This is a genomic window from Algoriphagus yeomjeoni (assembly GCF_049821175.1).
GTDB lineage: Bacteria > Bacteroidota > Bacteroidia > Cytophagales > Cyclobacteriaceae > Algoriphagus > Algoriphagus yeomjeoni_A.
On the sequence record NZ_CP187512.1, the window covers coordinates 2,025,407 to 2,043,413 of the forward strand.

Sequence of the window (18,007 nt, forward strand, 5' to 3'; positions counted from 1 at the left end):
GATATGAAAAAGCTAATTTTATTAATTTTCGCTTTTGCCTTTGCTTTTTCTGCTCAGGCCCAATTACATGGCTACAAGTGGAGATTTGGAGCGAGTGCGGGTACTACTAATTACCTGGGAGATATAAGACCTTTTAAACTGGATAACTTCCAAAGTTTCACCAAATACTATAAGCGTTACAAAACCTATTCAGATCAATTGTCTTATCAGGTTTCTATAGAATATGCGCTGGGAAATTCGGTGGGATTAATGCTAACAGGAGGTAGCTACCAGTTTGGTTCTAGCGATAGGTTCATCCAAAATGATGGGACGCTATTTACAGAAAGTCCTTCTTTCGACAGAGCACTTAATTTTCAAACTGATGTATATGATGCTGGTTTGTCTTTTGTAATCAAGCCGGACAACAACTGGCTTTTGTCAGGAAAATCATTCTTTGCTCCCTACATCACACTTGGAGCCGGTGTCCAAAGCTTTAATGTACACGGAGATCTCTTGGATGCAAATGGCAATCGATATGACTACAGCAATCCAAATGTACTTCCAGACGGAAATTTCGAAACCAACCTGACCAACTTAGGAACTGAAAGATCGGATAAATATAAAACCACCTCATTCTATGCGAATTTGGGATTAGGAATCCGATTCCGAATCACCAAAACCTTAGAAATCTTTGCCCAATCTGATTTTAAGAGAACGAATACCGATTATCTTGACGATGTCTCAGGAGTTTATAGGGCTTCTTATGCTAATGATTTTCAAGAATATGCCGCAAAACCAGGAACGAATGTAGTTACAGCAGAAAACCCATATCGTGGAATGGAGAATGGCCGACCTGATTGGTACATCTATCACGGTATAGGAATAAAATTCAGTTTGGGCGCTAATAAAACAGCATTTAATCCACCGGTTATTACACAGCGCTACAGCTACATTCCTACTGAGGTTTCCAATGTTCAACAAGCAAAGGGAGATTCGGTTTCGGTAGAAACTATTTCTTCGAGTAATGTCCCTGTGACAAATAATTATTTTACGGTGGTTCAGCTTCCCTCAAATGAGCAATCAAGTATCAAAAGCAACACATCAGAACTTGATTCAGCAACCTTAGACCAAATTAATGCGGCGTTAGACTCTATCAAAACAAACCAAGCAGAGCTTTATGATGAAATAGAAGCCACCAAGCTTCAAATAGAAGAAATTGATCGTGATCTAACGCTTGCACTCAGTCAACAGGATTCAAGTATATCTGCTGAGGAGACTTTGGTTCGTCTGAGAAGTCTGGAAAGTGAAAAAGGCATCGCTCAGGAAAAAATTAAGAGCTTGAATGCGGTTGCGTTAGAAAATAAGTTCAAGATGAATTTGCTGAATGCTTTAAAATCAAGAACTAATCTGCCTTCAACCTTAGAATATGAATCTATGGCGAAAGAACTAATCATATATCCGGGTCAGGTGAGCAGAATAAGCTATTCCAGCAGTCCGCAAATTCTTAGATTGGATTCAGCTAGTCAAACATCTACCACTACTGAAACTGCGGCCATGGCAGCAGCCCCAGAAAAATATCCAGAGACAAGAACAAAAAATGATATTGATGAAGAAATGGCAAAATTCCGTAAGGAGATGCTTTCTGCACAGGCTACCAGGGATTCCGCTTTGATAATGGCCATAGCCAATATGAATCGTACTGTCATAGAAGCTCCTAAAAGGCAAGAAAATGTGCCTCAGGAATTTACAATTAATACTCAGGCAGTGGATGATGCATCTGAAAAAGAACTTGAGAAAAACCAGAAACAGCTGGAACAGTTACAAAAAAAAAATAATGAATTGCTTAAAGATGCACTGCTAGTCGGTGCAACAGCCGCATCTACCGCAGCAATTTCATCAGAGAGAACCAATAGATCCGATGATACTACGTCTTCAAATGACTCTACCCTTCGAGCTAGAATAGCAATGGACGCTCTGATTATTGATAGCTTATCAAGTATTCCTCGTGAGGTAGATACTGTGACAGTTGTAGATACTGTGACAGTGACAAAAACAGAAGTAGTAGAAAAAAATATAGAGACTTTGCTTACTGAAAGTAAAGTTGAAGTGTACTTCCCGATCAATGCCTATACCCTATCAGATCGAGAGCAGAGTAAATTAGATCCTGTTTCTGAATATTTGAAGAAAAATCCCGAAGCTATTGTCGAATTGGTTGGGTTTGCCGACAATACTGGCTCAGTTTCTTACAACCTTACGCTCACTGAAAAACGTGTTGAAGCCGTTACCAAAATGCTTACGGATTTTTATGAAATAGGCTCAGATCGAATAACAGTAAGTAATGGAGGCCTGATAGTTAGAGGTAGATCAAAAGGATCTGTGGAAACAGATAGAAAGGTGGAAATACGTGTACTTAAAAAATAGGTATAATTTAAATGCACCTTTCTATTTTTTGGATAACAATGGCATAGCTACACATATGATACTTTTAAATCTAGTGTCTGAGGCCCTATAAGATAGTTTGCTGAATAGCTGGTTATAGAAAGCCAACTCGCTGTGTAGATCAGTTTTAGACCAAAAGCATCGGAATATTCAGAATATTCTCGGTGCTTTTTGCGTTATTTGCCCTTCATTATTTCAGTCTTTCCCTCAAAACTTATTTCAAGTGCACTGCAAAATTGCCTTAAAAACAGTATTACTAGGTTTTATCTTAGTATTTAGTTTCAACTCAACTTTCGGTCAAGAATCAGACACTACTAAAAGTATCTCCGAAAAAAAGGAATCATTCCTCAATCATACCTCAAAAGGATTTATCCTTAAAAGTGAAGACGGTAAGTATGAAATGCAAATTGCAACGCGATTACAGCTTAGAGTTGCGCTGCCAGATGATCAAGATCCAATAACTTTCGCTGATTTTAGAAATCAGGACCAACGCGTTTTTAAGATAAATAGAGCCAGATTAAAAGTTGGTGGGCATGCTTATCAGCCTTGGATAAAATACTACTTTGAGTATGAGCTATCCCAAAGTCTCTTGCTTGACTATAGAGTGATGATCGAAAAATGGCCTTGGCTTAATTTTAAAGCTGGCCAATGGAAAGTAGAATTCACACGGGAAAGATTCATTAGTAGTGGTGATCAGCAATTAGTAGATAGGTCACTTTTGAACAGAAAATTTACCGTAGATAGACAACAGGGCGTAGAAGTCTATGGAAACCTTAACGGAGGTGGAATTGCCAATTTCAACTATTGGGCAGCTATTTTAACCGGAATGGGAAGAGGCGCACGTCAGAATGACGATTCGAAGATGATGTATTTCGGAAGGTTTCAATGGAATTTTCTCGGCAGAGAAGTCCCTTTCTCAGGAAGTGATTTGAAGATATCTCAAAAACCAGCAGCCATAATCGCAATCGCGGCAGTGAGCAATACGAGTCCTTACACTAGGTTTTCAACTTCTGGGGGTGGAAATCTTTCCGGGTATGAAGGTACCAACGATGGTCAATATACTGTAAAACAGTATCAGATTGAATCAGCATTTAACTATAAAGGTTTCTCCTGGTCAAGTGAATTTCATCGTAAAAGTATCTACGATAACTTTGATGAAATAGAGACGAACCTTGGTGGATATTATCTAACAGCAGGTTATCTTGCTCATCAAGCACTGGATTTTTGGCCAGAACCTTTGGAAATAGCTTTTAGGTATGCAGTAGTTAACCCAGATCTGGATATTTCAAGCAATAAACAACGAGAAGCGGCAGTGGCATTCAACTGGTTTTTTGCAGGTCATAAAAACAAGTTAACCACGGAACTTACTCGATTTACATTTGAAGACAAAGAATTACCTCAGGATAATGAATTACGATTTAGGCTACAACTAGACATCTCTTTCTAATGACTCGAATCTCCATTTTTCTTCTGCTTTTCTGGATCAACTTATCTGTTTTAGCACAAGATTCGGTAGTCTACAAACCCAATCAGATTCGAAACTTCAAACTAGTGCCCTTACCTGCAATTGCCTCAAACCCAGCAAATGGCTGGCTATTTGGCATCGCACCTTCAGCGACATGGAGGATGGGAGATCCAGAAAATACGCATCTATCAAATTTGGTTGGAAACCTACTCTACACCACCAAAAAACAATGGTTGATTAGTTCAAGAAGTAATATTTTCCTCGCAGATGACAGTTGGATTTTAGTTGGAGATTGGCGCTACTTCATTACCTCTCAGCCTACGTTTGGATTAGGAAGTAAAAGTCCGAATGAGCCAATAGAAAACCCAAATCAGCATGGAGTGTGGTGGGGAGAGCAACAAATGGACTACAATTGGGTACGTTTTTATGAGACAGTTCTCAAAAGAATCTCAGACTCAAAATTTTATTTAGGTGTTGGTTATCACCTTGATATCTATTCCAAAATTGAAAATTTTATTGATCAAGAGGTAAACCAAAATCTTACTTTTTCGAATGATTATTACAATCAGACAAAGGGGTTTGATTTGGATAAAAATACACTCTCAGGATTTACCGTCAATGCTGTCATGGAAAACCGGGATTTGGCAGTATCTCCCTATGAAACCAACTTTGCATTAGTCTCCTATAAAATCAACCCCGAATTTCTAGGGTCTAACCAATCTTCATCCACTCTCCTACTCGATTACCGACATTATTTCCCCCTTAGTGAGAAAAGGAAAAGGCACTTAGTCGCTTTATGGGGCTATGGCAATTTCCTGGTTTCTGGAGAATTACCGTACATGGCTTTACCTTCTATCGGGTATGATATGTTTGGCCGATCAGGCAGAGGCTATTCTCAAGGCCGTTTTCGGGGAGAAAGCATGGTATATACAGAAGCTGAATATAGATTCCCTCTTCAAAAAAATAAAGAGACTTTTGGAGGAACTGTATTCGTAAACGCGGCTAGTTTTGGGAGCAAACTCACTCAGGAAAAGCTATTCTCCCAAATCAATCCTGGATATGGACTTGGACTTCGAGTGATGATAAATAAAGAAAACCGAACTACAATCTCCGCCGATTATGGATTTGGGCAAAAAGGAAACTCTGGATTTTATTTGAATATCAATGAGTCTTTTTAATTCAAAAGACTATCACATCATAAAAAAGCCCCGAGAGTAAATACACCCGGGGCTTTTATCTTGAGACACTAAAATGATTATTTAGCGGAATTTTTCATTGCTGTCACTTCAGCTCTGATTTCTTGCGCAAGATTTTTAAGTGCCTGCATGCCAGTTCTTACTCTAGTACCTGCAGCCTTGTTGCCATTTTCGTAGAATTTTGCAAAGTCTGCTTCTAAAGAATCGACCAAATCTTTAACTTCTTGGTGTTTGCTCATAATCGTTTTATTGGTTGGTTATAAAATGTAATTAGACACAATAAACATCATTTATAGTGCCATTAGAAGTGTTTGAGTGTTTATTTTTAATTTTTAGTGCAGAAAAATGGCCTTTGCATTAAAACCTTCATTTTATTCAATTTTCGGCAACATTATATGCAATAAATTAAGTAAAATATCTTAGGTGGAAATTGACAAATCACCTCTATTTGAACTAGAGATTCCCCAAAGTGTATTTCTAGACACTTAAATCATCACTTTTTTGCCTTTTTCGGCAGACTCAAGGATTGCTTGAACGATACGAATATCTCTCAGTCCTTCTTCGCCAGGGACAGCTTGAGGTTTGCCATCCATAATAGTTTGGGCATCATTGTCCATCTGCCATACTTGCTCCATAGGTTGCTGAAACGAGAAATTTATTTCTCCTAAAGGACTTTTCCCTTTATTACCCGCATAAGCAGAAAAAGGCTCCATTTCTATCATCCCCTTTTCGCATTTGATATTCAGGAAATTCATATTGCCTCCGAAAGAAGTTTTGATCGTACCAATAACACCACCTGGAAATTCTAATTCTGCTTCAACAATTTCACCCAAACCATCTTTATAAATTTCGGGTCTCTCAGTCCAGACCTTAGCCGAGTTCACTGCTATAGGCTCCATTCCTGTCCCAAGTCTTGCGCCTTGAATAGAATATACACCCATATCATAAATCACTCCTCCACCCATCTCACGTTTTTGCTTCCAGTGATCTGTGCGGTTTTCGCGATATCCAGCAGCACAATCCAAGCCTAGGACATTACCCAAACTTTTTTCTTTCACTATTTTTTGAAATGCCTGAGTGTTCGGCTCATGCTGACAGCGATAACCAATGGATAAGGAGACGTTGGCTTTCTTGCAAGCATCTATCATAGCTTGACACTCCTCCACCGTCATGGCCATTGGTTTTTCACACCATACATGTTTGCCAGCTTTTGCCGCTCTTATGACATACTCCATGTGCATGGAGGGAGGCAAAACAATGTAAATGACATCAATATCCGGGTTGTCTGCAATCGTATCGAATGTCTCATAATTGTAGATATTCTTATCCGGGATTTTATGCTTCTCTTTCCAAATTGCGGCTTTAGATGGAGTTCCTGTCACGATACCAGCCAAATGGCATTTTTGGGTTTTTTGCAATGCTGGAGCTAGCAAATCAGTACTATAATAGCCAAGTCCAACCAAGGCTACGCCGAGATTGTCTTTGGCTGGCCTAGTAGATGAAAATACATTGAAAGGTGATATCAAGCTTACTCCTGCACCTAGAGCAAGAGACTTTAAGGTGTTTCTCCTAGAGATAGGGTTCATAGGTTTTTGGGATTTAGGTTTTTAACGTAATATGCTTATCAAGATACTGTTTTCATATTTACCTCCAAAAAAATCTTAAATTCAGACATAGTTTTAATTCCACCATAACCCAACCCACCTATGAAAAAGCTAATTATTCTAATTCTATTATTTTTCCCATTGTTTATCCATGCTCAGACAAACTTGCAACCTTACTTAACGCTAGAGGATGCAACAAGAATTTCAAATGCAGCGGAAGCTAAATCGAAAGCTGAAGGTTGGAATATGGTGATCGTGATCCTGGATGCTGGAGGCCATATGATTTCTCTTCGCAAAATGGATGGGGTTCAAATAGGCAGCATTGATGTAGCCCTTGGTAAGGCTAAAACTGCTGTTTATTTCAAACGTCCTACAAAAGTTTTTGAAGATATGATGAAAACAGAAGGAGGTGGTAGGATAGCGACTCTCCCAAATGCCGTGGCTATCGAAGGCGGTCTTCCAATTGTTAAAGACGGTGTCGTCGTTGGAGCAATTGGGATTTCAGGCGCCAGCTCTGCCCAAGATGGAATTGTCGCCGCTGCTGGGTTAGCTGTATATTGAGCAGCAACTCTTTAAATTAAAAAGCCTCCGGCTCATTTAGATTAATGAACCGGAGGCTTTTGAGCTTATTTAAAAAACTCATTCCACCTCGTCAGAACTGGGATAAACACCTGTTAGTCCTTCATACTTGAAATAAACGAACTCACTTTTGAAGTACAGCAAGATTCACATAAACCTACCTTTTCTTTAATGGCCAATGCTTTACGCAGTGCTTCTTTGCCTGTATTGTATGGGCCCAGATAATCCCGGTCATAAGCGCTCGGAATATGCTCACACTCGCGATCGTGGACTTCATGAATACCATTTTCGTTTGGATTGGAAGAAAGGTAAAAGAACTTCATAGGTTTAGTAATAAGATTTTCGCTTCTCAAAAATACCAACTGTACTAAAGCAAAAAAATACCCTATACAGGGTATTTTTTGGGTAAAAACTAAAAAAAACTATCTAATTCAGAGTATTAAAACTTTTAATTTCAGATTTCCGCATCGGCATTTGATCTATTAATTGATAGATATGCTTCAAGGAAAAATCTTGCCTGCTTCCTGAAGCCTTTACACCTCCATCCAGTCCGATCAAAACCCATTCAGGATTTTGGTTATTACGAGAAAGAACATTGAGAAATCCAGAAGGATCGACTTCGTCCTGCTCCGTATTTTTAATGTACTCACTGTGTTCAAACTCAACGAACAAAAGCTTTCTCTCCTCTATGCTTTTAGCTTTTCCTTCCAAAATTGAATCGAGCTTCATGTTATCAAAATTTGTGATAACGATTCGCTTTTCCCATTTATAGTCTTCAATAGTCTTGATGGCGTTGGGGAACATAAAAAAAAGTGTAAAATATACTATAAGAGATTTCATATAATGGTAACACCCACTATTTCAATTGGTTTTGTTAATCTGCCATTATTTTAAAAAACGACTTAACAATTCCTCCCACTCTTGTTCTAGCGATAAATCTGGTCTAACCTCCCCAGCTCTTCTATACCAATAGTCTGCATTCCATTGATCTCCTTCTTTTCGGTGTAAATAAGCATGAATCCTTGCGGCAGGCTGACCATCAAGGCTATCCACCTGATCATGAGCCTTTTCCCAATCTCCATTCCCATCGTACCAAAGCGCTTTGAGCATAGGACTGTACTCTTTGACTGCATCTTTTGAGTTTAAAAAATCATCAATTATTTTCTTATCTAGTCGCATACCATTTAAAATTTCTCCTCAAATAAAAGAAGCTAAAGTATAAATTCGTTACTCTTCAGTGCTTTTTTTGTGATACACTAGGGGCATTTTGGGATAAATCTAAACCTCAAAATTATAATTATTGCAAACCTCTCTTTGCAAACTTGTAAAACTCGTACTTAAAATTTCTGTCAGAAAGTAGCCCTTGACTAGTATTAATCCACTTTTTCATCTGCATGATAATCATAGCTCTAGGAAACTACTTCAACTTCCTTTTGCACCTCAAAATGCTGAAAACTTCAAATTCAAAACAGCATTTCCTTGCAATTGGCAATCAGAAATCCACATATTTAAAACCTAAACGCTACCAATGATGAAATTTATACGAGGGATTGTTTCATTAATTTTTTATTTACTCTGCTGCAATAGTGTCATCGGTCAAGTGCATACTGACAAAAATCTAGAGTCTTCAATCAGGGCCCTAACAGATTCATTTAATGGTGATGTCGGGATATATATCCAAAACCTAAAAACAGGAGTTACGGTGGAGATCAATTCTGATACGATCTATCCCACAGCCAGCATCGTCAAAATCCCGATTCTGTTGGGCATATTTGATAAAATCGAAAAAGGGGAAATCAGCTATAGAGAACCATTGATTTATCGGGATTCTATTAAGTATGGAGGATCGGGGATTATGCAGTTTTTTAAGGATTCTACTGAAACAGACTTAAGTACATTGATTGCTTTAATGCTCAGTTACTCTGACAATACCACCTCGCTTTGGAACCAAGCGCTAGCTGGTGGAGGTGCTGAAATTAACGAACTGATGGCGAAGCTTGGCTACAAAAATACCCGAGTGAATAGCCGAACCCTTGGCCGAGAAAGTATCTGGGAAAAATATGGCTGGGGCCAAACCACACCTAAAGAGATGGCAGATATTCTTATCAAATTAAATAATCGAGAATTGATAAGTAAGGCAGCATCCGAACAAATGTATCGACTGCTTTCAAACACATTTTATACAGATTATGCAGTGTCCGGGATTCCTGCAGGAGTAAATGTCGCCAGTAAACAAGGAATGGTCAATGCTTCTAGGTCGGAAGTGTTTTTAGTCAATTCACCTCAAGGGGATTATGTTTGCGCAATTTTCACGAATAACAATGAAGATAAAAGCTGGGAATATGAAAATGAAGCCTGGGTAATGACGCGAAAAATATCAAATCTGCTCTGGAATCATTTTAACCCTGATCAGCTCTATCAGCAACCGGAGGGTATAAATAAATACTTGGAAGGACTTGCCTACTAGGAGGATTTTACCGCAGCTTTTGCCAGTTCTTCAATTTTGGATCTGAGAAATTTAAGATTCTCAATCTTGCCAGGACGAAAAAATTTAACTGCATAGTCTGTGTGGTAGTGATGACATTCCAAGAATTTCTCACTACTTCTCAACCAATCTAATAACTCAAGAGGCTCTCCATTTAGTTGTTCGCTTTCTTTCTTTAATAGCAAGGTTTGAGCATAAAATTGATCAGAACTCAAATGATATAAATCAGCATCGCAAATAATAGAATCCATCAGATTCTTGGGTTTTTGAGGAACTTTAGTAGCAAGTATTGCTTGACAAATGACTTTTATTCTCCTTGCGGGAACATTATAGTTTTTCAAAAATTCTTTGGCAAACTCTGCTCCTCTTTTCTCATGATCAAGAGCTACTCCTTTCCAATAGCCAACATCATGCAGCCAGCCTGAAAAATAAAGGTCTTCCAATTCACTTTTATTTAACTTATAAAACTCTCCTATCTCTTTGACCTTGGAAACTATCGACAAGGTGTGATCCAAATTATGGTAACAAACCTCAGGAATTAATCGCTCGGCAAACAATCTTCTAATGTCCTGTTCAAAAGTTTTGAGATGTATCTCCACTGGCTCTAATCTGATTTTTGATAACTTAAAGAAAACTAATTTACTATTAATATTGATTTCACAAGCTTTAAATAATTGAATAGTAGTTATTTAAACTATTTAATACCGTTAAATAAGCAAATCAACACATTTAATTTCAGCAGATTTTACTTTTATTACCCAGTACTGCTTGCCAAAAAAAATTAAAGATTTGGACTTTTCACTCTCTTTTCAATTTTACACATATTCTATCATTCCCCGCATTTTCCATCACTAAACATGGCTAAACCACAAATTCTTTGCTTAATCATCAATAAATTCTTCAAAAACAGCAATTTAAGCTATAATAATCTGCAATTGGTCGGTAATTGAGAAGTTATATATTTGCTCAATTATCATTCTCAAAATAACTGTAAGAATTACTTTATGGAACAAGCTTTAATTTATGTAGTCCCTGCGCTGGGACTGGTGGGCCTGATTGTGATGGCCATTAAATCTGCTTGGGTGACTAAGCAGGAAACTGGTGACAAGAATATGATGGAGCTTGCTGGATATATTGCAGACGGAGCCATGGCATTCTTAAAAGCTGAATGGAAAGTCCTTTCTTATTTTGCTGTCATTGCAGTAATACTTTTAGCATGGTCTGGTACAGCTGTGGAGACATCTAGTCCTGTTATCGCCATTTCCTTCCTGATTGGCGCTGTTTTTTCAGCTTTCGCTGGATATATAGGAATGAATATCGCTACAAAAGCGAATGTGCGTACTACTCAAGCCGCAAGAACTAGCTTAAAGCATGCACTTAAAGTATCCTTTACGGGCGGTTCTGTAATGGGACTTGGAGTAGCAGGCTTAGCCGTTTTGGGTCTGGGTTCACTCTTTATTTTATTCTATCACTTATATGTGCAAAGTGTAGGTGCAGGAGTGAATGGGGTAGAAATGGAAAAAGCACTTGAGGTACTTGCAGGATTCTCATTAGGAGCTGAATCAATAGCTCTTTTTGCAAGAGTAGGTGGTGGAATCTATACCAAAGCTGCTGACGTTGGAGCTGATTTGGTAGGAAAAGTAGAAGCAGGAATTCCAGAGGATGACGTAAGAAACCCTGCCACTATTGCTGATAACGTAGGAGACAACGTAGGTGACGTAGCTGGAATGGGAGCTGATTTGTTTGGCTCTTATGTAGCTACAATTCTTGCGACTATGGTCTTGGGACGTGAAATTGTTTCAATTGATAATTTTGGAGGCATTGCCCCTATCCTACTTCCAATGGTTTTGGCAGGCTTGGGAATCGTTTTCTCTATCCTAGGAATGTTCTTCGTGACGATCAAAAATGACAAAGGTGACGTGCAGCATGCGTTGAATATGGGTAACTGGTCTTCTATTGTATTTACAGGAATTGCTTCATTTTTTGTTGTCAAATACATGCTTCCAGAGACTCTCTCTATTCGTGGATACGACTTCACGAATATGGATGTATTCTATGCAATCATCCTAGGATTAATAGTAGGTACTCTGATGAGTATCATCACGGAATATTACACAGCAATGGGTAAGCGCCCAGTTAAATCTATTATTCAACAATCAGCCACTGGACATGCGACGAATATCATCGCAGGTTTGGCAGTTGGTATGGAATCTACAGTACTTCCTATTCTTGTTTTGGCAGGAGGTATAATGGGATCTTATGCATTTGCAGGTCTTTATGGAGTAGCTATTGCAGCAGCAGGAATGATGGCAACTACTGCTATGCAACTTGCGATCGATGCCTTTGGCCCAATCGCAGATAATGCAGGTGGTATTGCTGAGATGAGCCAGCTTCCGGAAGAGGTTCGAGATCGTACAGATATTTTAGATGCAGTAGGAAATACTACCGCTGCATCAGGAAAAGGATTTGCAATTGCTTCAGCTGCCTTGACTTCACTTGCTCTATTCGCTGCCTTTGTGGGAGTAGCAGGAATTGATGCAATTGATATTTTCAAAGCACCAGTACTGGCTGCATTATTCGTAGGCGGTATGATTCCATTCATTTTCTCATCACTAGCTATCGCAGCAGTGGGCCGAGCAGCCATGGATATGGTAAATGAAGTAAGACGTCAGTTTAGAGAGATTCCTGGTATCATGGAATACAAAGCTAAGCCCGAGTACGACAAGTGCGTGGAGATCTCTACTAAGGCATCGCTAAGAGAAATGTTACTACCCGGTGCCATCGCATTGATTACGCCTATCCTCGTTGGCTTTGGTTTCAAAGACGTTTTCGAGCAGGTATCCTCAGCAGAAATGCTCGGAGGGCTACTTGCTGGTGTGACCGTCTCAGGGGTTCTGATGGGAATGTTCCAATCCAATGCAGGAGGAGCTTGGGATAATGCTAAAAAATCCTTTGAAAAAGGAGTGGAGATCAATGGAGAAATGTACTACAAAAAGTCCGAGCCTCACAAAGCTTCTGTGACGGGTGATACCGTAGGCGATCCTTTCAAGGATACTTCAGGACCATCCATGAACATCCTGATCAAATTGATGTCAATTGTCGCTTTGGTCATTGCACCACATATCAGCCAAAGCCCACATTCTGGAGCTATTTCTGATAAAGTTGAAATCAAAAAAGAAATCAAATATGAAGATGGAAAGAAAGTAGTCACAGAAACCATCAAGGAAATAAAGACGGTGGATTAAACACCACACTTTTAAAAGATACCTGAAAGGCTGCCTTAACTGAGGCAGTCTTTTTTTTATGCCTATGAATAAAGGAGTTAGCATTGAATTGCTTGAATACAAAATTTAATACAGCATAAACAAGCAAAAGCAAATATTATTGAAGTCGAAAGAAATTATTAACAAATTGATGAAAATCAGTGCGGAAAAATTGAAATAAATAATCTATTATCCGTAATTTATGCAACGATGGTAGTGAAAGGCCTTCTAAACTGTTCGATTTTAGTGCAATATCGCAAAAGTGGTTAAAATGAAGAGTTATGGTCACATAGCATTTAAAGCACTATAAATCAATAATATATAATCTAATCTGCCAAATATTGAATATTTCCTTTGCTTTTTGCTCTGAAAAAAAATGCAAGGAACTGCAAGAATTTAAAGCAAAACCAATTTTAATCTATAAACAAAAAACAAATGAAGAAAAACTACGCAATGACCTTGCTTTTTCTTTTAGGGTTTCTGGCGAGTATACCACTCTATGCCCAGCAAACGGTAAAAGGAAAAGTAACAGCTCAGGAAGATGGCGAGCCACTTCCAGGAGCTAGTGTTTTGATCCAAGGTACCAATACAGGTGCTGTAACAGACCTCGATGGTAATTATACCATAGATGTCCCGAATGCAGATGCCATATTGGTTTTCTCTTTTATAGGCTTTGATTCAAAAAGTCTAACAGTAGGTTCACAATCAACTATAAATGTTGCATTAGCAACTTCTGCTTCTGATCTGGATGAATTTATTGTCACAGCTTTTGGTATTTCCCAAGAGAAAAAATCATTGGGCTATGCAGCTCAAAGCATCGATTCTGAAGCAATTACAACTTCCAAGCAACCGAATATAGTTAATGCATTGCAAGGACAGGTTGCTGGTGTGCAAGTAACCAACTCCGGCGGAGCTCCAGGTCAATCAGCTAGAATTATCATTAGAGGTATAAACTCGCTGGATCCAAGTGCAGATAACCAACCGCTATTCGTAGTAGATGGTGTTCCAGTAGATAACTCTACTGTAGAATCTTCAGGTACCCCTAGAGGTATGACCAATAGAATCGCTGATATCAACCCAAATGATATCGAGACTATGTCTGTACTAAAGGGTGCGGCAGCGACAGCTTTATACGGTGTACGTGCTGCAAACGGCGCAGTAATCATTACCACCAAAAAAGGTAAAGTCGGCCAGGTTCAAGTAAATGTATCAAGCTCATTCGGTGTTGATCAATTAGTTAAAAAGCCGGCGCTTCAAGACCAATACGGTCAAGGATTCAGTGGGGAAAGAGATGATTCTAGCTTCTGGCCTTCATGGGGAGCAAATATCGCCGAGGAAAACGACCCAAACTATGTTTATCAGGACAATTGGACCAATGCATTCAACACGGGAACTACCATTGATAATAGCGTCAGTATTTCTGGTGGCAACGAAAAAGCTACTTTTTATGGATCTTTTGGCCGACTAGACCAAGAGGGTATTATTCCTTTTTCTACTTGGGGTAGAACGACAGCCAAACTCTCGGGAACTGTGAAAATGAGTGAGAAGTTTAATTTCTCTGGTTCTGTGAACTACTCAAATTCAGGTGGAAATAGAGTGCCTCACGATAGATTTCTTGAAAGAATGATGTATTGGTCAGAGACAACAGATGTAACAGACTATATCAACGAAGATGGTACCATGAAGACATATGGTAATACCAACCCAATCTATGATGCACGATTTGCAACCTATGAGGATGATGTAAATAGGGTGATAGGAAATATTAACCTGAATTACAGCCCTACTGACTGGTTAATGTTCTCATATAGACTAGGTACTGATTTTTATGCAGACAGTCGTACAGAAATCACTCCTGGTCCAATGGGCATCGATGGTGAACTAGCATTAAGCTCTACTGGAAATATGGAAGAAACTCGAATTAACAGTAAAGACTTAAATTCCAATTTCTACATTACTTTAAAAAAACAATGGAACAGCGATTGGAATACGCAATTGAGATTAGGTAATGATGTATTCCAAAGAAGGTATGACAGAGTATCAGCATCAGGCTCAAACTTTGTAATCCCTGGATTCTACAACCTCAGCAATACTACTCAAATATTTGCAAGTCAGGGCAAAAGCATCAGAAGACTGGTAGGTTTCTATGGTGACTTAATGGTGGATTATAAAAACTTCTTGTTTTTAAACATAACGGGCAGAAATGACATCTCCTCTACCCTGCCTAAGGAAAATAACTCCTTCTTTTACCCATCAGTAAACTTAGGATATGTGTTTAGTGAGAACCTGGATTTACCTTCCTGGTTTACTTTTGGAAAACTGAGAGCTTCTTGGGCACAAGTAGGTAAAGATACTAACCCTCATATCTTGGGAGCAACATTTGTATCACCATCTATTTTCCCATTGAATGGGCAGGTTGGTTTCTCTAAAAACTCTGTATTTGGCGATCCAGCTCTTAGGCCTGAGAGTACAACTTCTGTTGAATTTGGTACTCAATTGGCCTTCTTCAATAATAGATTGAATTTGGACGTGACTTATTATAAGTCAAATGCTGCGGATCAGATAATCCCAGTTCCGATTTCAGATGCAACTGGTTTCTCTTCTTATATCACCAATGCAGGTGAAATCGAAAATAGAGGATTTGAAATCGTACTTGGAGGCTCTCCTATTGAAACTGCAGATTTCAAATGGGATGTTACTGCCAACCTCACAACCAATACGAATGAAGTAAAATCAATCCGTGAAGGAATTGATCAAATCGTAGTGGGTAGCCAGTTCGGATATGCCGGATCTACAGTTACAATGATTTTAAGAGAAGGAGAAGCATATGGAAATATCTCAGGGAGCTATTATATCAGACCTGGCATACCTGAAGGAGCAACTGAATTGGATAGAGGGCTAACCCAACAAATTGGTGCTAATGGATTCCCAGTTAGGACAGGTAATCAGATCATTCTTGGTAATGCTGTTCCAAAATTCTTTGGTGGTTTGAGAAATCAATTCACATACAAGGGTCTTGAACTTTCTTTCCTTGTCGATTTCAGAGCAGGATTAGAGCAATATGACCAGTTTGGCAACTTCCTATCTGCATTTGGTAAGCAGGAAGATTCCAATAGAAGAAATGACACCGTAGTATTCCCTGGAGTACTTGCTGATGGATCACAAAACACCAAAGAAGTTTGGCTTGGTCAAGGAATTGGTCCTGACGGAGTAAATTATGGAGCTGGCTACTGGAGAAACTACTACAGAGGTGTTTCTGAAAACTTCGTGAATGATGCAAGCTTCATCAAGCTAAGAAACATCACCTTAGCCTACAGCTTACAGCCAGAGGTATTAGACAAAACTCCATTTAGATCTGCCAGAATTTCTCTAGCCGCGAATAATATCATCCTATCAACCCCTTGGGATGGGTTTGACCCAGAGTCCTTCTCTGCTGGAGCAGGTGGAAATGCAATAGGATTCACTGGGCTAGGTTTCCCAGGTGTACAGAGCTATTTCGTCACTTTGAATTTAGGTCTATAACCACTAAACCAACAGAAACATGAAATTCAATAATAAAATAAAAGCAGTTTTGGGAACATCCATGATTCTTACAGCCTCGGCTTGTGATTCATATTTGGATGTCAATGAGAACCCAAACAATCCGCAGGATGCTCCTATCTCTGGTCTGATGACCAACATTACCTACGAAACTAGCTTGAATGTCTATAGAGAAGGTAGCGCCGTTAGCAATTACGTACAATACTTGGCATCCCCGAACCCAGCAAGTGGCTCTGATACCATGGATCCGCTTAACTTCAGCAGTATGTGGTTCAGTCTATATAATGTAATGACTGACCTTTATACCATGAATGAAAAGGCTGAAGCTGAAGGTGCATTTCAATACCTGGGAGCTGGCCAGGTATTAATGGCTATGAACCTTGGAATGACAGTTGACCTTTTTGGTGATGTGCCATTTTCTGAAAGTTTCAACTTTAGCACTGTAACACCAGCATATGACGATGATCAGGTACTTTACGGTAATGTCATGAGTCTACTAGATCAAGGAATTTCAAATTTGAACAGGGAGTCTAGTACTTCAATTGGAAATGACGATTTCATTTATGGTGGAGATATAGATTTATGGCTGAAGTTTGCTTACACGCTAAAAGCTCGCTACATGATCCATATGAAAGGATCATCAGGATACAGTGCTTCAGAGGTACTTGCCGCAGCAGCAAATGGATTCGATTCAAATGCTGATAATGCATCAGTTACGTTCTTTGAGCAGCGTTTCAACCCATGGGCTCAGGATGCAATTAACAATGCAAACTTGCTATTGACAGGCTGGATTTCAGAGCAATTTATAGAAGCTTTGGATGGTACTTCTTATCCTACCGTAGATCCTAGATTGAAGCTGATGGTGGGAACTACTGATGATGGAGAGTTTATTGGTACTGTAAATGGCGCAGGTCGTGGAAATGCTCCTGAACAAGGTGCCCGTTCTACGTTGGTAGAAGGTCAATATTACACTTCTAGACAAGCCCCTTTATTAATTGCCACCTATGCTGAGTTAAAATTCATAGAAGCAGAAGCAGCATTTGATACCGATAAAGCTGCAGCATACGCTGCCTACCTAGAAGGAATAAATGCACATATGGACATGCTAAGTGTTCCCGCAGTTGAGAAAGCAGCGTACCTTGCAGATGCAAGTGTAAGCATGGGAGCTGACGCTTTGACTATAGCAGATATTTTCAAGGAAAAATACGTAGCGTTATTCCTTCATCCAGAAACTTGGAATGATGCCAGAAGATTTGATTATGCCTACAAGGACATGACACTTCCAGAAAACTTAAATCCGGATTTAGGTAATGAATACATTAGAAGATTGGCTTACCCAGACAGTGAAATAAGCAGAAATGGATCTAACGTCCCTTCGGTTTCACTTCTCGACAGAATCTGGTGGGACCAATAAATCCTTAACCCTTTTACTAAGTCTCCTATCGTAAGATGGGAGA

14 protein-coding genes are annotated in these 18,007 nt (G+C 39.2%); 8 read left to right on the plus strand and 6 right to left on the minus strand.

Features of this window, described 5'->3' with window-relative positions:
- The first annotated feature begins 3 nt into the window (after positions 1–3).
- From ACPUEN_RS07990 to ACPUEN_RS08000, 3 genes are all read left to right on the plus strand, one after another.
- Positions 4–2,400 carry an OmpA family protein gene (locus ACPUEN_RS07990; protein ID WP_425639561.1) on the plus strand — a complete coding sequence of 799 codons (2,397 nt, stop codon included), beginning with the start codon at positions 4–6 and terminating at the stop codon, positions 2,398–2,400.
- A gap of 241 nt (positions 2,401–2,641) precedes the next feature.
- Positions 2,642–3,865, plus strand: a complete 1,224-nt coding sequence (locus ACPUEN_RS07995; RefSeq protein ID WP_425639562.1) for a porin — start codon at positions 2,642–2,644, stop codon at positions 3,863–3,865.
- Complete coding sequence (locus ACPUEN_RS08000) at positions 3,865–5,061, plus strand: BamA/TamA family outer membrane protein (protein ID WP_425639563.1); 1,197 nt, start codon at positions 3,865–3,867, stop codon at positions 5,059–5,061. The genes ACPUEN_RS07995 and ACPUEN_RS08000 overlap by 1 nt, the downstream gene beginning before the upstream one ends.
- Positions 5,062–5,138: 77 nt before the next feature.
- Here ACPUEN_RS08000 and ACPUEN_RS08005 read toward each other — a convergent pair whose 3' ends face one another.
- Together ACPUEN_RS08005 and ACPUEN_RS08010 are read right to left on the minus strand one after the other, a co-directional pair.
- Positions 5,139–5,318: a histone H1 gene (locus tag ACPUEN_RS08005; RefSeq protein WP_111611834.1), complete on the minus strand. Its 180-nt coding sequence runs from the start codon at positions 5,316–5,318 to the stop codon at positions 5,139–5,141.
- Positions 5,319–5,564: 246 nt separating this feature from the next.
- Complete coding sequence (locus ACPUEN_RS08010) at positions 5,565–6,665, minus strand: Gfo/Idh/MocA family protein (RefSeq protein ID WP_425639564.1); 1,101 nt, start codon at positions 6,663–6,665, stop codon at positions 5,565–5,567.
- 120 nt (positions 6,666–6,785) lie between these two features.
- Between ACPUEN_RS08010 and ACPUEN_RS08015 the strand changes: the two genes are divergently transcribed.
- Positions 6,786–7,244: a GlcG/HbpS family heme-binding protein gene (locus tag ACPUEN_RS08015; protein WP_425639565.1), complete on the plus strand. Its 459-nt coding sequence runs from the start codon at positions 6,786–6,788 to the stop codon at positions 7,242–7,244.
- A gap of 113 nt (positions 7,245–7,357) precedes the next feature.
- Here ACPUEN_RS08015 and ACPUEN_RS08020 read toward each other — a convergent pair whose 3' ends face one another.
- The 3 genes from ACPUEN_RS08020 to ACPUEN_RS08030 form a co-directional block, all read right to left on the minus strand.
- Entirely contained in the window at positions 7,358–7,585 is a 228-nt protein-coding gene (locus ACPUEN_RS08020) for a hypothetical protein (RefSeq protein ID WP_425639566.1), read from the minus strand.
- A gap of 103 nt (positions 7,586–7,688) precedes the next feature.
- Positions 7,689–8,102, minus strand: a complete 414-nt coding sequence (locus ACPUEN_RS08025; protein ID WP_425639567.1) for a DUF4174 domain-containing protein — start codon at positions 8,100–8,102, stop codon at positions 7,689–7,691.
- Positions 8,103–8,147: 45 nt separating this feature from the next.
- Positions 8,148–8,441 (minus strand): hypothetical protein, encoded by a 294-nt coding sequence (locus tag ACPUEN_RS08030; RefSeq protein ID WP_425639568.1) that lies wholly within the window; start codon positions 8,439–8,441, stop codon positions 8,148–8,150.
- A gap of 349 nt (positions 8,442–8,790) precedes the next feature.
- Between ACPUEN_RS08030 and ACPUEN_RS08035 the strand changes: the two genes are divergently transcribed.
- Positions 8,791–9,729, plus strand: a complete 939-nt coding sequence (locus tag ACPUEN_RS08035; RefSeq protein WP_425639569.1) for a serine hydrolase — start codon at positions 8,791–8,793, stop codon at positions 9,727–9,729.
- On the opposite strand, the gene ACPUEN_RS08040 is transcribed toward ACPUEN_RS08035, so the two are convergent.
- Positions 9,726–10,346 (minus strand): HD domain-containing protein, encoded by a 621-nt coding sequence (locus ACPUEN_RS08040; RefSeq protein WP_425639570.1) that lies wholly within the window; start codon positions 10,344–10,346, stop codon positions 9,726–9,728. The genes ACPUEN_RS08035 and ACPUEN_RS08040 overlap by 4 nt on opposite strands.
- Positions 10,347–10,751: 405 nt before the next feature.
- Here ACPUEN_RS08040 and ACPUEN_RS08045 point away from each other — a divergent pair, with 405 nt between their 5' ends.
- The 3 genes from ACPUEN_RS08045 to ACPUEN_RS08055 all read left to right on the plus strand — a co-directional run bounded on the left by ACPUEN_RS08045 (position 10,752) and on the right by ACPUEN_RS08055 (position 17,964).
- Positions 10,752–12,992 carry a sodium-translocating pyrophosphatase gene (locus ACPUEN_RS08045; protein WP_425639571.1) on the plus strand — a complete coding sequence of 747 codons (2,241 nt, stop codon included), beginning with the start codon at positions 10,752–10,754 and terminating at the stop codon, positions 12,990–12,992.
- Positions 12,993–13,445: 453 nt separating this feature from the next.
- On the plus strand, positions 13,446–16,532 hold the full coding sequence (locus tag ACPUEN_RS08050; protein ID WP_425639572.1) for a SusC/RagA family TonB-linked outer membrane protein: 3,087 nt from the start codon (positions 13,446–13,448) through the stop codon (positions 16,530–16,532).
- 19 nt (positions 16,533–16,551) lie between these two features.
- Positions 16,552–17,964: a SusD/RagB family nutrient-binding outer membrane lipoprotein gene (locus tag ACPUEN_RS08055; protein WP_425639573.1), complete on the plus strand. Its 1,413-nt coding sequence runs from the start codon at positions 16,552–16,554 to the stop codon at positions 17,962–17,964.
- Positions 17,965–18,007 lie beyond the last annotated feature (43 nt).

Excerpts from the sequence above, each read along its gene's own strand:
- ACPUEN_RS08035 (WP_425639569.1), top strand. The coding sequence starts at position 8,791 with ATGATGAAATTTATACGAGGGATTGTTTCATTAATTTTTTATTTACTC.
- ACPUEN_RS08030 (WP_425639568.1), bottom strand. The coding sequence starts at position 8,441 with ATGCGACTAGATAAGAAAATAATTGATGATTTTTTAAACTCAAAAGAT.
- ACPUEN_RS08050 (WP_425639572.1), top strand. The coding sequence starts at position 13,446 with ATGAAGAAAAACTACGCAATGACCTTGCTTTTTCTTTTAGGGTTTCTG.
- ACPUEN_RS08025 (WP_425639567.1), bottom strand. The coding sequence starts at position 8,102 with ATGAAATCTCTTATAGTATATTTTACACTTTTTTTTATGTTCCCCAAC.
- ACPUEN_RS08005 (WP_111611834.1), bottom strand. The coding sequence starts at position 5,318 with ATGAGCAAACACCAAGAAGTTAAAGATTTGGTCGATTCTTTAGAAGCA.
- ACPUEN_RS08015 (WP_425639565.1), top strand. The coding sequence starts at position 6,786 with ATGAAAAAGCTAATTATTCTAATTCTATTATTTTTCCCATTGTTTATC.
- ACPUEN_RS08045 (WP_425639571.1), top strand. The coding sequence starts at position 10,752 with ATGGAACAAGCTTTAATTTATGTAGTCCCTGCGCTGGGACTGGTGGGC.
- ACPUEN_RS08055 (WP_425639573.1), top strand. The coding sequence starts at position 16,552 with ATGAAATTCAATAATAAAATAAAAGCAGTTTTGGGAACATCCATGATT.
- ACPUEN_RS07990 (WP_425639561.1), top strand. The coding sequence starts at position 4 with ATGAAAAAGCTAATTTTATTAATTTTCGCTTTTGCCTTTGCTTTTTCT.
- ACPUEN_RS08000 (WP_425639563.1), top strand. The coding sequence starts at position 3,865 with ATGACTCGAATCTCCATTTTTCTTCTGCTTTTCTGGATCAACTTATCT.
- ACPUEN_RS08020 (WP_425639566.1), bottom strand. The coding sequence starts at position 7,585 with ATGAAGTTCTTTTACCTTTCTTCCAATCCAAACGAAAATGGTATTCAT.
- ACPUEN_RS08010 (WP_425639564.1), bottom strand. The coding sequence starts at position 6,665 with ATGAACCCTATCTCTAGGAGAAACACCTTAAAGTCTCTTGCTCTAGGT.